Source organism: Streptomyces sp. NPDC059582 (assembly GCF_042735715.1).
Classification (GTDB): Bacteria; Actinomycetota; Actinomycetes; order Streptomycetales; family Streptomycetaceae; genus Streptomyces.
On the sequence record NZ_JBHWCC010000065.1, the window covers coordinates 1 to 13,955 of the forward strand.

The following is a 13,955-nucleotide window of genomic DNA, read 5'->3' on the forward strand; positions in this document are numbered from 1 at the left end:
CGGGCCAGCTCGGCGCGCATGACCAGAGCCAGCACACCGCCGATGCAGAAGAACGCGAACGACGTGACGAGATACAGCGTGCCGATCGTCTTGTGGTCCGTGGTGGTGAGCCACTTGATCACGACGTTTCCGGGCTGCTTGCGCCGTAGGGGCAGCTCGTCCTCGTAGTACGAGGGTTCAGCCGCCGAGGCGCCCTGAGGTTCGTTGACGATGCTCACAGGTTGTTCGTCTCCCGGTTCTTCTCGTGGCTCGTCTGCGCGATGCCGGCGGGAACGTAACCGGTCTGCCCCTTCTTGGCGAGGTCCTTGAGGTGCTGCTGGTAACGCTCAGGGGAGACGACCTTCACGTTGAACAGCATCCGGGAGTGGTCGACGCCGCACAGTTCGGCGCACTTGCCCAGGAAGGTGCCCTCCTTGTTGGGGGTCACCTGGAAGGAGTTCGTGTGGCCCGGGATGACGTCCAGCTTCATCAGGAACGGCACCACCCAGAAGGAGTGGATGACGTCACGCGAGGTGAGGACGAAGCGGACCGTCTCGCCCTTGGGGAGCCACAGCGTCGGACCGGGGTTGTTGGTCTGCGGGTTACGCATGCCGGGGGTACCGACGTCGTAGACACCGCCGGCGTTCGCCGGGAATTCCTTCTTGAACCGGTCCGGAATGGCGGCCAGGTTCTTGTCGGTCTTCGCGTCACCGGTCGAACCGTCGACGCTCTCGATGTAGTTGAAGCCCCAGCTCCACTGGTAGCCCACGACGTTGACGGTGACGTCGGGCTTCTTGTCGAGACTGAGGAGCTTCGACTCGTCGCGTGCCGTGAAGTAGAAGAGCACCGAGACGATGATGATCGGGACCACCGTGTACAGCGCCTCGATCGGCATGTTGTACCGGGTCTGCGGAGGAACCTCGACCTTGGTGCGGCTGCGCCGGTGGAAGATGGTCGCCCACAGGATCAGGCCCCAGACCAGCACGCCGGTGGCGAGCGCGGCCGCCCAGGAGCCCTGCCAGAGGGAGAGGATCCGCGGAGCCTCTTCTGTGACCGGGGTGGGCATACCAAGGCGGGGGAAGTCCTTGTATGTGCAACCGGTGGCGGTCGACAGGACCAAGCCCGCGGTCAATGCCTGGAGCAGCTTCCGCCGCATCGGGCGCCGCGGCGAGCGGTCGGAGCCGTTGGGACTCACGTAGCGCCTTCCCGAGAGTCTCGCCCGCGCTGTTCGGCTGCGGCCTTCTCGCTGGTCGGTCGCCGCCCTGCGTCGGGCAGGGGTTTGGATGTTTATGCGGACCAAACCCTACTGGACGCTATTTGGGGTCGCGCGGGGAGGGTGGCCAACGCGCCGCCGGTCACCCCGAACGGGGTGGGTTGTCCTGCTGCGGCTGTTTTCTGACGAGGGGTTCGGGGCGCCCGGCCGCCTCGGGTGTGTCCACGGCGCCCTGAGGTCCGCCGCGCCGCCCGGACGTCTTAGCGTTGCGGTGTGTCCTACTTCGATGCCGCTTCCGCCGCTCCCCTTCACCCCGTTGCCCGGCAGGCCCTGGCGGCCGCCCTCGACGAGGGGTGGGCCGACCCCGCGCGGCTGTACCGGGAGGGGCGCCGGGCCCGGCTGTTGCTGGACGCCGCGCGGGAGGCGGCGGCCGAGGCGGTGGGGTGCCGGGCGGACGAGCTGGTGTTCACGTCGTCCGGCACCCGGGCGGTGCATGCGGGAATCGCGGGTGCGCTGGCCGGCCGGCGGCGCGCCGGAAACCACCTGATCGTGTCTGCGGTCGAACACTCTTCGGTGCTCCATTCGGCCGAGGCGCACGAGGCCGCGGGCGGTTCGGTGACCCAGGTGCCGGTGCTGCGGACGGGCGCGGTGACCGCGCAGTCGTACGGCGAGGCCCTGCGCCCGGACACCGCGCTGGCCTGTCTCCAGTCGGCCAACCACGAGGTGGGCACCGAGCAGCCGGTGGCGGCCGTGGCCGAGGTGTGCCGGGAGGCGGAGGTCCCCCTTCTGGTGGACGCCGCGCAGTCGCTGGGCTGGGGCCGGGTGGCGGGCGGCTGGTCGGTGCTGACGGCGAGTGCCCATAAATGGGGCGGACCGTCCGGGGTGGGCCTGCTGGTGGTCCGCAAGGGGGTGCGGTTCGCGCCCCAAGGGCCGGTGGACGAGCGCGAGTCGGGGCGGGCGGCCGGCTTCGAGAACCTCCCGGCGATCGTCGCGGCGGCGGCCTCGCTGCGGGCGGTGCGGGCCGAGGCGGAGCAGGAGGCGGTACGGCTGCGGGAGCTGACGGACCGGATCAGGACCCGGGTGCCGTCGGTCGTGCCGGATGTCGAGGTGGTCGGCGATCCGGCACGGCGCCTGCCCGGGGTGGTCACGTTCTCGTGTCTCTATGTCGACGGGGAGACCCTGCTGCACGAGTTGGACCGGGAGGGCTTCTCCGTCTCGTCCGGATCGTCCTGCACGAGCAGCACGCTGACGCCCAGCCACGTGCTCAGGGCGATGGGGGTGCTGAGCGAGGGGAACGTCCGGGTGTCGCTGCCCTTCGGTACCCCGGCGGACGAGGTGGAGCGGTTCCTGTCCGTGCTGCCGGGTGTGGTGGCGGCGGTGCGCGAGAAGCTCGGCGCACCGGCTCCCACGACGGTCGTGCACGCGGACGAGCTCGTGGTGGACGCGCTGGGCAAGCGGTGCCCGATCCCGGTCATCGAGCTGGCCAAGGTGATCGGGGACGTGCCGGTGGGCGGCACGGTCCGGGTCCTGTCCGACGACACGGCGGCCCGGCTCGACATCCCGGCGTGGTGCGAGATGCGGGGGCAGGAGTACGTGGGTGAGGAGCCGGCGGACCACGGTTCGGCTTATGTGGTCCGCCGGGTGTCGTGACTACGGTTCGGCGTACGTGGTCCGCCGGGTCGTGACTACGCCAGGTGCTGCTTGACCTCGCCGGCGGCCTCGTCGCCGTAGGCCTTGGTGAAGCGCTCCATGAAGTGGCCGCGGCGCAGCTGGTACTCCTGGGTGCCGACCGTCTCGATGACGAGCGTGGCGAGCATGCAGCCGACCTGGGCGGCACGCTCCAGGGAGACGCCCCAGGCCAGGCCGGAGAGGAAGCCGGCGCGGAAGGCGTCGCCGACGCCGGTGGGGTCGGCCTTGCGCTCCTCCTCGGCACAGCCGACCTCGATCGGGTCCGCGCCGACCCGCTCGATGCGCACACCGCGCGAGCCGAGGGTGGTGACGCGGTGGCCGACCTTGGCGAGGATCTCCGCGTCCGTCCAGCCGGTCTTGGTCTCGATCAGACCCTTCTCGTACTCGTTCGAGAACAGGTACGTCGCGCCCTCCAGCAGTATCCGGATCTCGTCGCCGTTCATGCGGGCGATCTGCTGGGAGAAGTCGGCGGCGAACGGGATGGACCGGGAGCGGCACTCCTCGGTGTGCCGGAGCATCGCCTCCGGGTCGTCGGCGCCGATCAGGACCAGGTCGAGGCCGTTCACACGGTCGGCGACCGTCTTCAGCTCGATGAGCCGGGCCTCGCTCATCGCGCCGGTGTAGAAGGAGCCGATCTGGTTGTGGTCGGCGTCGGTGGTGCACACGAAGCGGGCGGTGTGCAGCGTCTCGGAGATGCGGACCGAGTCGGTGTCGACGCCGTGCCGGTCCAGCCAGGCCCGGTACTCGTCGAAGTCGAAGCCCGCGGCACCGACCAGGATCGGCTCCGTACCGAGCTGTCCCATGCCGAACGCGATGTTCGCACCGACACCACCACGGCGTACGTCGAGGTTGTCGACCAGGAAGGAGAGCGAGACCGTGTGCAGCTGCTCCGCGACGAGCTGGTCGGCGAAGCGGCCGGGGAAGGTCATGAGGTGGTCGGTGGCGATGGAGCCGGTGACTGCGATGCGCACGGCGTGGACTCTCCTGGGGGGAGGGGCATTGACAGTTCACGCTACCCGGTCGGCCGGGTACCGTTGAAGCAGTCGAAACTACCCGATAGTAGATCTTTCTTCGCGCGCTTCCCCTACATACGGTGCCGATATGACGAACCTGAAGCCTTGCGCCCCCGCCCCGGCCGACCTGGAGGGCGATCTCGCGTCACTGCGCGGCGACTGCGCCCGGATGGCCCCGCACTGGGCGGTCCCCGACCGGGTCACTCCCCTTCCGGTGTCCCCGTCACGCATTCACGGCGTGACCGTGCCGTCCCGGTCGGCGCGACTGCTGGACGCGATGTCGGAGTACGGGGACTGAGCGGCGCCCGGATCGCCCGTCGGCGCGCTCCAGGGAACCGTGCGCTCCCCCGCTGCGTCCCATCGCTGTCCCCCGTCTAGGGGATGCGGGATACGACCCTCAGGCCGGCCGTTTTGACAGGGCCGGGTCAGGGTCGGCTACTGGGACACCAGCCGAAGGAGCGATGCGGTGAACACCGAGCGACCCGACAACGACGACACCGCACGCGAGCGGGGCGCCGCCGAGACCGCCGGTGCGGAAGAGGTCCGGGGCGACGAGGATCGGGTTCGACCTCGCGGCGGCGAAAACCGGGCTGAGGCCCGCGAGGAGGAACGGGCCGAGGCCCCCGGCGGCGGGGACGGTGAAGAGGCCCGCGAGGAGAAGCGGGCGAAGGCCCCCGGCGACGGGAACCGGGCCCTGGCCGAGGAGGTCCGGGCACCGGCCCAGCCCGATGCCGACGGCGACGGCGACGGCGACGGCGACGAGACCCGTGAAGAGAAGCGCGAGGGGAACCGCGAAGAGGTCGGTGCCAAGGCGGCCCCGCCGGAGGTCCCCGCCGCGGCTCACGCCGAGGAGGTCGGTCTCGCCGAGGAGGGACTCGCCGGGGGCACCGCCGGCAAGGACCACGCGGACGAGGCCACCGCCGACCAGGACCGGGACCGGGACGGTACCCACGAGGGTGGCGCCGGGCGGCCCGCGGGCCGGCGGCGTTCGCCCGTGGTCGTCGCCTCGGTGGCCGCCGCCGTGCTGCTCGTCGGAGGCGGCGGCGCGTACCTCGCCGCCGGCGCGTCCGGCGGTTCGGGCGGCGGTAAGGACTCCGGCTCCGGGATGCCCGCGGGCGACGACGGCAACCCCCCGCCGCTGGCCCTCGACGGCTACACCGAGGGCGGTGCGGGGAGCTCCGGCGGCTCGAACGGCATCGCGCCGGGTGAGCCGAATCCGTACGGCGTGACGTACCGGGCCGCGGGCACGCTGCCCGAGGGCCCCGGCTCGGCACCGGTGTACTGGGCGACCGGCACGGTCACCAAGGACGAGGTGGCCCGGCTGGCCGAGTCGCTCGGCGTCGACGGCACACCGGTGGCGCGGGGAGAGGTCTGGAAGGTCGGCACGGGCAAGGACGGCGCGGGCCCGATGCTCCAGGTGAGCAAGGAGGCGCCGGGGACCTGGACCTTCAGCCGTTACGCGCCGGGCACGGACAACTGCAGGAGCACGGTCGTCTGCGAGCAGGACCCCGCCGCCCCGGCCGACGACCCGGTGAGCGAGGCGGCCGCGAAGAAGGCGGCCGCGCCGGTCCTGAAGGCGCTGGACCAGGACGACGCGAAGATCGACGCGAGCCAGGTCATGGGCGCCCAGCGGGTGGTGAACGCGGACCCGCTGGTCGGCGGGCTGCCCACGTCCGGCCTGACGACCGGGCTGACCGTCAACACGCAGGGCGAGGTGGTCGGCGGGAACGGCCGGCTGAACACGCCGGCGAAGGGGGACACATACCCCGTGCTGAGCGCCCGCGAGACGCTGGACCTCATGAACGCGGCACCCGGGTCGACCGCGCACCGCATGGGCATCGGCGGCTGCGCCAGCCCCGTCCCGCTGAAGGACCGGCTGGAGGAGCCGTGCGGGTCGTCGAGCGCGTCGACCGCAGCACCCGGTGGGGACCGGCAGACGATCACCGTCGAGGACGCGGTGCTCGGGCTGACCGTGCGCGGGGCGAACGGGCGGCAGGCGCTGGTGCCGTCGTGGCTGTTCGAGGCCCGCGGGTCGGGCGCGCAGGACGACTTCACCGTGACGTATCCGGCGGTGGACCCGAAGTACCTGACGCCGGCCCCGTCGGCCACCGCGCCCGAGCCGACCGCGGCGCCGACGTCGTACGACGTGAAGGTGGACGGCTACACGGCCGAGGGCAGGGAGCTCACCGTGAGCTACACGGGCGGGGTCTGCGCCGACTACGACGCGAAGGCGGTCGAGAGCTCGGACAAGGTGACGGTGAAGGTGACCGGGAAGCCGTGGCCGAACAAGATCTGCATCAAGATCGCCAAGCTGTTCCACCAGACCGTGCGGCTCGACCAGCCGCTGGGCGACCGGAAGGTCGTGGGCTCGGACGGCAAGGACGTCCCGCTGGAGAAGGCGGGGGCCCGGCTTCCGCGGTAGCCCGCCGGGCCGCGGTCATGTCCGCGCGCGACGAGAAGGCGGCGGTCCCTCGGAGGGGGCCGCCGCCTTCTCGTCGTTCAGGTCCGGCTGAGGGTGCTCAGGCTCAGCTGAAGGAGTCACCGCAGGCGCAGGAGCCCGTCGCGTTCGGATTGTCGATCGTGAAGCCCTGCTTCTCGATGGTGTCGACGAAGTCGATGGAGGCGCCGCCCAGGTACGGAGCGCTCATGCGGTCGGTGACGACCTTGACGCCGCCGAAGTCCTTGACGACGTCACCGTCGAGGGAGCGCTCGTCGAAGAACAGCTGGTAGCGCAGGCCCGAGCAGCCGCCGGGCTGGACGGCGACGCGCAGGGCGAGGTCCTCGCGGCCTTCCTGGTCGAGCAGGGCCTTGACCTTGGACGCGGCGGCGTCGCTAAGGATGATGCCGTCGGTGACGGTGCCGGTCTCGTCCGATACGGACATCTACATCTCTCCCGGGTTGTACGGAGACTGCTTGCCGACGGTTGCAACCGGCGGGGCCGCGGATTCATTCCGGGCGCGTGTCTTTCGGTTCCGTCGGTTCCGTGTGGGTTCCTTCGGTTCCTTCGTTTCCCTCTTCATGCTCGCACATGTGCCGGGGAGCGGAAAACGGCTGATCGGGATTCACGTCACACCGACAATCTCGGCATCGTCAAAGTGACGTGAAGCGGTTATGATAGATAACGTCATTTAGACGAAAAGTAGCGTCGGCCCGGATGTTCCGAGCCGGCGAGCCGCAGAACAGAAAGGGTGCGTGTCGTGACCACCGCCCAGACCACGGAGCTCGACGTACAGCCGACGCCCCTCGCCCTGCTGCTTCTCGGCCGGGAGGCCGACCCGAGGAGCGAGCGCGGTGTCGAGTGTCCCGGTGACCTCCCCTCGCCGTCAGACCCGGACCTGGTCGAACGCGCCCGCGCGGCCAAGGAGAAGCTCGGCGACAAGGTCTTCGTGCTCGGCCACCACTACCAGCGCGACGAGGTCATCCAGTTCGCGGACGTCACGGGCGACTCCTTCAAGCTGGCCCGGGACGCGGCCGCCCGCCCCGAGGCCGAGTACATCGTGTTCTGCGGTGTGCACTTCATGGCGGAGTCCGCGGACATCCTGACCGGCGACGACCAGAAGGTCGTTCTCCCCGACCTCGCCGCCGGCTGCTCGATGGCCGACATGGCCACCGCCGAGCAGGTCGCCGAGTGCTGGGACGTGCTGACCGAGGCCGGGATCGCCGAGCAGGTCGTGCCGGTCTCGTACATGAACTCGTCCGCGGACATCAAGGCGTTCACCGGCAAGCACGGCGGCACGATCTGCACCTCTTCCAACGCCAAGAAGGCACTGGACTGGGCGTTCGAGCAGGGCGAGAAGGTGCTCTTCCTCCCCGACCAGCACCTCGGCCGCAACACCGCGGTCCGCGACATGGGCATGTCCCTCGACGACTGCGTGCTCTACAACCCGCACAAGCCGAACGGCGGCCTGACCGCGGAGCAGCTGCGTGACGCGAAGATGATCCTGTGGCGCGGCCACTGCTCGGTGCACGGCCGGTTCTCGCTGGACTCGGTGAACGACGTGCGCGAGCGCATCCCGGGTGTCAACGTCCTGGTCCACCCCGAGTGCCGGCACGAGGTCGTGGCGGCGGCGGACCACGTGGGCTCCACGGAGTACATCATCAAGGCCCTGGAGGCCGCCCCGGCCGGCTCCAAGTGGGCCATCGGCACGGAACTGAACCTGGTCCGCCGGCTGGCGAACCGTTTCGCCCCCGAGGGCAAGGAGATCGTCTTCCTCGACAAGACGGTCTGCTTCTGCTCCACCATGAACCGCATCGACCTCCCCCACCTGGTGTGGACCCTGGAGTCGCTGGCGGAGGGCACCCTCGTCAACCGCATCGAGGTCGACAAGGAGACCGAGGCGTTCGCGAAGCTGGCGCTTGAGCGGATGCTGGCGCTGCCGTAGCCCCCGGCGCCAGGGCACGAAGCCTTCGGCGCGAGGGCACAGAGCAAGGACGGCCGGGTCTCGATTCGAGACCCGGCCGTCGCTCTGTCGCTCAAGGCGTCACGGCGTCATACGTTCGCCGGCTCCGGCACCTGCGCCTCGACCTTCTCCGGCCCCTTCGCCTGCGCCTCCCGCTTGGCCGCGCGCTTCTTCGCGCGGCGCTCCTTGCGCAGCTCCAGCATCGCGTAGAGCGTCGGGACCAGCAGCAGGGTCAGCAGCGTGGAGGTGATCAGACCGCCGATCACGACCACCGCGAGCGGCTGGGCGATGAAGCCGCCCTCGCCGGTGACGCCCAGCGCCATCGGGAGCAGGGCGAAGATCGTCGCCAGTGCGGTCATCAGGATCGGGCGCAGTCGGTGGCGGCCGCCCTCGACGACCGCTTCGACGACGCCGTAGCCCTGTCGCCGGTACTGGTTGATCAGGTCGATCAGCACGATCGCGTTCGTCACCACGATGCCGATCAGCATCAGCATGCCGATCATCGCGGGGACGCCCATCGGAGTGCCGGTGACCAGCAGCAGGCCGATCGCGCCCGTCGCCGCGAACGGGATGGACACCAGCAGGATCAGCGGCTGGACCAGCGAGCGGAACGTCGCCACCAGCAGCATGAAGACGATCGCGATGGCCGCGAGCATCGCCAGGGCGAGGTTCTTGAACGCGTCGTCCTGGTTCTGCGAGACGCCGCCGATCTGCGCCGTCGCACCCGCCGGGAGCTTCAGGGACTTGAGCTTCGACGTCAGGTCGGCGCTCACCGCGCCCGTGTTGTCGCCGGTCGGCTTGGCGGTGATGGTCGCCGCCCGCTGGCCGTCGATCCGGGTCATCGACACCGGGCCGTCCACCAGCTCCACCGTGGCGATGTCGCCCAGCTCGACCGCGCCCAGGCGCAGGTCGCGGAGCTGCTCCAGCGTCCGGGCGGGCTTGGCCGACTTGATGACGACGTCGCGCTCGGTGTTGTCGACGATCGCCTTCCCGGCCGTCGTACCCCGGACCGCCTGGGCGACCGCCGCGCCGAGCGTCTGGTCGTCGAAGCCCGCGGCCGCGGCCTTCGCGTTCGCCCTGACCGAGATGCGCGGCACGCTCTGGGCCAGGTCGCTGGTGACGTCCGTGACGTCGTCGAGGCCGGCCACGGTGTCGCGGACCTGGCCCGCCGCCTCGCGCAGCACGTCCTCGTCGGCGGCCTTGACGACCACGCTGAGGTCCTGGCTGCCGAAGCCGTCACCGGCGGAGACCGTGGTCGTGCCGATGCCCTTCAGCCCGGCGAGGCCCTTCTCGATGCTGTTCTGCACGTCGGTGTACGACGCCGAGTCGTCGAGCATGACCTGGTAGGACGCCTGGTTGGTGTCCGTGCTGCCGCCGAAGGCCGCCATGAAGCCGGAGGAGCCGACCGTGACCTGGTAGTCCTTAACGCCCTTCACTCCGGCGAGCAGCTGCTCGACCTTCCGCGCCTGCTCGTCGGTCGCCGCCAGGCCGGTGCCCGGTGCGAGCTCCTGCTTGACGGTGAGGACCTCTTGGTCGCCCTGGTCGAAGAAGTTCGTCTTCAGCAGCGGGGCCATGGCGAAGGTGCCGATGAGGACGACCACCGCGATCGCCACGCTGGTGAGGCGGCGACGGGTCGCGAAGCGCAGGACGGGGACGTAGAAGCGCTGGAGGCGGCTGCGGGCCTCCTTCTCCTCGGCCTTGCGACGGGCCTCCTGCGCGTCCGCGGGCGTGTCCTTGGGGGCGCGCAGGAACCAGTACGACAGGACCGGGACGACCGTCAGCGAGACGAGGAGCGAGGCCAGCAGGGCCGCCGTCACCGTGATGCTGAACGAGCCGAACAGCGCGCCCACCATGCCGCCGACCAGACCGATCGGGAGGAAGACCGCGACCGTGGTCAGGGTCGAGGAGGTGACCGCGCCGGCCACCTCACGGACCGCGTCGATGATCGCGGACTGGCGCTCCTCGCCGTAGCCGAGGTGGCGCTTGATGTTCTCCAGGACGACGATCGAGTCGTCCACGACCCGGCCGATCGCGATCGTCAGCGCGCCGAGGGTCAGCATGTTGAGCGACAGGTCGCGCGTCCACAGCACGATCAGTGCCAGGACCACGGAGAGCGGGATCGAGACCGCGGTCACCAGCGTCGAGCGGATCGACGCGAGGAAGACCAGGATCACCAGGACCGCGAAGAGCAGGCCGAGGCCGCCCTCCGTGGTCAGGCCCTCGATGGCCTTCGACACGGCGGGGCCCTGGTCGCTGGCGACGGTGATCGACGCGCCGGTGCCCAGGTCCTTGCGCAGGGCCGGCAGCTTGTCCTCGACGGCGTTCGAGATCGCGACCGCGCTGCCGCCGTGGTCCATGGTGACCATCACGGCGAGGCTCGGCTTGCCGTTCGTACGGGTGATGGAGTCGGCCGGGGCCTCCTGCTGGCGGACCGAGGCCACGTCGGCGAGGGCCACCGGCTTCTTGCCGGCCGGTCCCGTCACCATCAGGTTCTCGATCTGCTCCAGCGTGGTGAAGCCGCCGCCGACCCGCACGGTCCGGTTCTGGCCGGCCTCGTCGAAGGAGCCGGCCGGGACGGTCGCGCCGCCGGCCTGGAGGGCCTGGGCGAGGGCGGCCGTGGTCAGGCCCGCCTTCTTCAGCTTCGCGTCGTCGGGGGTGACGGTGACCTGGAGGTCGCGTACCCCGTTGACCATGACCCGGCCGACGCCGTCGATGTCCTTCAGGGTCGGGACGACGGTCCGGTCGAGCTGGTCGGCCAGGGCCTGCTGGTCCTTGTCCGAGGTGACGGCGAGGACGACGGTCGGCATGTCGTCCGTCGAGCCGGCGACGACCTGCGGGTCCACGTCGTCCGGCAGCTGGGCACGGGCCCGGTTGACGGCCTGCTGGACGTCGGCGACGAGCTGCTTGGAGTCGATGCCGTAGTCGAAGGACGCCACGATCACGGCGTTGCCCTCGGCGGCCGTGGAGGTGACACCCGAGATGCCGTCGACCGCTTCGAGGGTGTCCTCGATCGGTTCGACGACCTGCTTCTCGACGACGTCCGGGGACGCTCCCTGGTAGGGCGCGAGCACCGACACCATGGGCAGTTCGATGGTGGGCAGGAGCTGCTGCTTGAGCTGCGGGATCGCGATCGCGCCGAAGGCGATCGCGATGAGGGACATCAGGCCTATCAGGGCCCGTTGCCCGAGGCTGAACCTGGACAGCCAGGACATGGATCTTGGGTCTCTCTTTTGGGGACGGCAGACGTCACAGAGCGCACGCACACGCACATGTGAGCGCCCGCCCCTACACCCTGGGCCATCGCGGGGCGGTGTTCCGTAGGCCCCAGGTCCATTTCCTTATACGGCACCTACTCCCGGCGCAGTACGAGGGGGTAGAGGTCACTCCACCCTCGGACGTACCAGTCCCGACTCGTACGCGATCACCACGAGCTGGGCCCGGTCCCGGGCGCCGAGCTTGGCCATGGCCCGGTTGACGTGCGTCTTCACCGTCAGCGGGCTGACCTCCAGGCGTTCGGCGATCTCGTCGTTGGAGTGGCCGCCGGCCACCTGGACCAGTACCTCGCGCTCGCGCACGGTGAGTGCCCCGAGCCGTTCGGAGCGGACCGGGTCGGCGCCCTCCGACGCGTCGCCCTGGGCGAGGAACCGGGCGATGAGTCCCTTGGTGGCGGCCGGGGACAGCAGGGCCTCGCCACCGGCCGCGATCCGGATGGCGGCGAGCAGTTCCTCCGGTTCGCTCCCCTTGCCGAGGAAGCCGGAGGCGCCGGCCCGCAGCGACTGCACGACGTAGTCGTCGACCTCGAAGGTCGTCAGGATCACCACGCGGACCTGGGCGAGGGCCGGGTCGGCGCTGATCAGGCGGGTGGCCGCGAGGCCGTCCGTGCCGGGCATCCGGATGTCCATCAGGACGACGTCGGCGCGTTCCTCCTTGGCCAGCCGGACCGCCTGGGCGCCGTCGGACGCCTCGCCCACCACCTCCATGTCGGGCTCGGAGTCGACGAGCACGCGGAAGGCGCTGCGCAGCAGTGCCTGGTCGTCGGCGAGCAGGACACGGATGGTCATACGGTCTCCCCCGGCTCTCCCGCCGCGGTGGTGCGGGGCTTGACCGGCAGGATCGCATGGACGCGGAAGCCGCCGCCGTACCGGGGACCGGTGGTGAGGGTGCCGCGCAGGGCGGTGACGCGCTCGCGCATGCCGAGCAGCCCGTGGCCGCCGCCGGCGTGCGGGACGTCGTCGGGGGCCGGGCGGCCGTCGTCGAGGACGGTGATCTCGATGTGCGGTCCCACGCGTACGACGCTGACCTCGGCCTTGGCCTCGGTGCCGGCGTGTTTCTGCACGTTGGTGAGGGCCTCCTGGACGATGCGGTAGGCGGCCAGGTCGACGGCGGCGGGGAGGGCGGTGTCCTGGTCGGCGCGGGCGACCTCGACCTGGAGACCGGCGCTGCGGAAGGTGCCGACGAGTTCGTCGAGGCGGTCGAGGCCGGGGGCGGGCTCGGTGGGCGCCTCGGGGTCGCCGGACTGGCGGAGCAGGCCGACGGTGGCGCGCAGTTCGTTGAGCGCGGAGCGGCTGGCCTCGCGGACGTGGGCGAGGGCCTCCTTGGCCTGGTCGGGGCGCTTGTCCATGACGTGGGCGGCGACTCCGGCCTGCACGTTGACCAGGGCGATGTGATGGGCGACGACGTCGTGCAGGTCGCGGGCGATCCGCAGGCGTTCCTCGGCGACCCGGCGGCGGGCCTCCTCCTCGCGGGTGCGTTCGGCGCGGTCGGCGCGGTCGCGGATGGCCTGGACGACGGCGCGGCGGCTGCGGACGGCGTCTCCCGCGGTGGCGCCGATGCCGGTCCAGGCGAAGATGGCGAGGTTCTCCTGGGCGTACCAGGGCAGCGGTCCGGCGAGCATGGACGCGCCGGTCAGAACGCTCATGGTGAGCAGGCCCACGCGCCAGGTGGTGTGGCGGTCGGTGGTGGAGGCCACGGTGTAGAGGGCGATGACGGCGCACATCGCGACGGGGGCGCGGGGGTCGCCGGTGACGCTCTCGACGAGCGCGAATCCTCCGGTGAGGGCGAGCACCGTCATGGGGGCGCTGCGGCGGAAGACGAGCGCCACCGCGCCGAGGGTGATCAGGACGAGGCTGAGCGGGTCCGGGGAACGGAAGCTCCAGCTGACGCCGTGCTCACCCTGCGGCCGTACGAAGGAACCGGCCACCATGCAGACGAGCACGGCCGCCGCCAGCGCCGCGTCCAGCGCCAGGGGATGGGCCTTCAGCCGGCCGCGGGCGCGCTCGAGGGTGCTCACGGTTGAACAGTACGGGGGAGTCGTCGGCGCCGGAACCGGTGCCGTCGTACCCCCGTACCGCGGGTGTCAGCCCGGGATCAGGCCGTCGTCGCTGAGCAGGTCCCGGACTTCCTGCAGGGTCGCGTCCTCGGCGGGCAGGATGAGCTCCGACGGTTCCAGGGAGTCGTCCGCGAGGGGCTCGCCCAGCTCGCGGACCCTGGTCAGGAGTGCCTGGAGGGTACGCCGGAAACCGGGGCCGTCCCCCTTCTCCACCTCGGCCAGGAGCTCGTCGTCCAGCGTGTTCAGCTCGGTGAGGTGGCTTTCGGCCAGCCTCACCTGCCCCTCCCCCATGATCCGTACGATCATGTTCGCCCTCCTCGGCGTGGGCCCCG

11 protein-coding genes and 1 pseudogene are annotated in these 13,955 nt (G+C 70.8%); 4 read left to right on the plus strand and 8 right to left on the minus strand.

What is annotated here, in order from left to right:
• A pseudogene (locus tag ACFV0T_RS36560) lies at positions 1-218 on the minus strand (cytochrome ubiquinol oxidase subunit I); the annotation flags it as partial.
• Positions 215-1,174: a cytochrome c oxidase subunit II gene (coxB, locus tag ACFV0T_RS36565; RefSeq protein ID WP_385788968.1), complete on the minus strand. Its 960-nt coding sequence runs from the start codon at positions 1,172-1,174 to the stop codon at positions 215-217. The pseudogene ACFV0T_RS36560 and the gene coxB, both read right to left, overlap by 4 nt.
• A 291-nt stretch (positions 1,175-1,465) precedes the next feature.
• On the opposite strand from coxB, the gene ACFV0T_RS36570 reads away from it, so the two are divergent.
• Entirely contained in the window at positions 1,466-2,842 is a 1,377-nt protein-coding gene (locus ACFV0T_RS36570) for a cysteine desulfurase/sulfurtransferase TusA family protein (RefSeq protein ID WP_385788970.1), read from the plus strand.
• Between the two features lie 35 nt (positions 2,843-2,877).
• Here ACFV0T_RS36570 and ACFV0T_RS36575 read toward each other — a convergent pair whose 3' ends face one another.
• On the minus strand, positions 2,878-3,852 hold the full coding sequence (locus tag ACFV0T_RS36575) for a carbohydrate kinase family protein (RefSeq protein ID WP_385788972.1): 975 nt from the start codon (positions 3,850-3,852) through the stop codon (positions 2,878-2,880).
• Positions 3,853-3,982: 130 nt separating this feature from the next.
• Between ACFV0T_RS36575 and ACFV0T_RS36580 the strand changes: the two genes are divergently transcribed.
• Positions 3,983-4,192 (plus strand): hypothetical protein, encoded by a 210-nt coding sequence (locus ACFV0T_RS36580; protein WP_385788974.1) that lies wholly within the window; start codon positions 3,983-3,985, stop codon positions 4,190-4,192.
• A gap of 168 nt (positions 4,193-4,360) precedes the next feature.
• A complete protein-coding gene (locus ACFV0T_RS36585) occupies positions 4,361-6,316 on the plus strand; it encodes a hypothetical protein (protein ID WP_385788976.1) in 1,956 nt (651 codons plus the stop codon).
• A 103-nt stretch (positions 6,317-6,419) separates the two neighbouring features.
• On the opposite strand, the gene ACFV0T_RS36590 is transcribed toward ACFV0T_RS36585, so the two are convergent.
• Positions 6,420-6,776, minus strand: coding sequence for a HesB/IscA family protein (locus ACFV0T_RS36590; RefSeq protein ID WP_385788978.1), 357 nt, complete (start codon positions 6,774-6,776; stop codon positions 6,420-6,422).
• 315 nt (positions 6,777-7,091) lie between these two features.
• On the opposite strand from ACFV0T_RS36590, the gene nadA reads away from it, so the two are divergent.
• Positions 7,092-8,276 carry a quinolinate synthase NadA gene (gene nadA / locus ACFV0T_RS36595; RefSeq protein ID WP_385788980.1) on the plus strand — a complete coding sequence of 395 codons (1,185 nt, stop codon included), beginning with the start codon at positions 7,092-7,094 and terminating at the stop codon, positions 8,274-8,276.
• A gap of 107 nt (positions 8,277-8,383) precedes the next feature.
• On the opposite strand, the gene ACFV0T_RS36600 is transcribed toward nadA, so the two are convergent.
• The 4 genes from ACFV0T_RS36600 to ACFV0T_RS36615 all read right to left on the minus strand — a co-directional run bounded on the left by ACFV0T_RS36600 (position 8,384) and on the right by ACFV0T_RS36615 (position 13,929).
• Positions 8,384-11,506, minus strand: coding sequence for an efflux RND transporter permease subunit (locus ACFV0T_RS36600; RefSeq protein ID WP_385788982.1), 3,123 nt, complete (start codon positions 11,504-11,506; stop codon positions 8,384-8,386).
• A gap of 168 nt (positions 11,507-11,674) precedes the next feature.
• Complete coding sequence (locus tag ACFV0T_RS36605; RefSeq protein WP_385788984.1) at positions 11,675-12,355, minus strand: response regulator; 681 nt, start codon at positions 12,353-12,355, stop codon at positions 11,675-11,677.
• Entirely contained in the window at positions 12,352-13,584 is a 1,233-nt protein-coding gene (locus ACFV0T_RS36610; RefSeq protein ID WP_385788986.1) for a sensor histidine kinase, read from the minus strand. Before ACFV0T_RS36610 ends, ACFV0T_RS36605 begins: the two co-directional genes overlap by 4 nt.
• A 66-nt stretch (positions 13,585-13,650) precedes the next feature.
• Positions 13,651-13,929 (minus strand): hypothetical protein, encoded by a 279-nt coding sequence (locus ACFV0T_RS36615; protein WP_385788988.1) that lies wholly within the window; start codon positions 13,927-13,929, stop codon positions 13,651-13,653.
• Between the last annotated feature and the right edge of the window lie 26 nt (positions 13,930-13,955).

Coding starts and splice junctions, on each gene's coding strand:
- ACFV0T_RS36615 (WP_385788988.1), bottom strand. CDS start 13,929: ATGATCGTACGGATCATGGGGGAGGGGCAGGTGAGGCTGGCCGAAAGC.
- ACFV0T_RS36580 (WP_385788974.1), top strand. CDS start 3,983: ATGACGAACCTGAAGCCTTGCGCCCCCGCCCCGGCCGACCTGGAGGGC.
- ACFV0T_RS36590 (WP_385788978.1), bottom strand. CDS start 6,776: ATGTCCGTATCGGACGAGACCGGCACCGTCACCGACGGCATCATCCTT.
- ACFV0T_RS36605 (WP_385788984.1), bottom strand. CDS start 12,355: ATGACCATCCGTGTCCTGCTCGCCGACGACCAGGCACTGCTGCGCAGC.
- ACFV0T_RS36600 (WP_385788982.1), bottom strand. CDS start 11,506: ATGTCCTGGCTGTCCAGGTTCAGCCTCGGGCAACGGGCCCTGATAGGC.